This is a genomic window from Shewanella sp. AC91-MNA-CIBAN-0169 (assembly GCF_040310165.1).
Lineage (GTDB): Bacteria > Pseudomonadota > Gammaproteobacteria > Enterobacterales > Shewanellaceae > Shewanella.
Map to the genome: position 1 here is coordinate 1 of NZ_JBEOPM010000143.1, position 259 is coordinate 259.

The window sequence follows — 259 nt, forward strand, 5'->3', positions numbered from 1 at the left end:
GGAAACGCGCGCGGCAAAAAACCATTGAAGCTGGCAAGCGTCCTATCGGTTAAATAATAAAGAGACTACCTATGAATCATATCCAGTTAGAGAATATCAGCAAAATCTATAATGCTAATGAGTCGCAAGCACAATCAGCTTTAAATCTATTAGCAGAAGGTATGGATAGTGTCGGTGTCAAAAAGCAGACTGGCTATTCAGTCGGGCTTTATAATGTTAATTTGGCAATAAAAGCGGGTGAGCTGCATTGCATTATGGG

Annotated in this window: 1 protein-coding gene; it reads left to right on the forward strand. The window is 40.5% G+C overall.

Features of this window, described 5'->3' with window-relative positions; genetic code table 11:
- Nucleotides 1-71 precede the first annotated feature (71 nt).
- Nucleotides 72-259: hypothetical protein (locus tag AAEY98_RS22460; protein ID WP_351019822.1), on the forward strand; the 188-nt coding region annotated here is incomplete at its 3' end.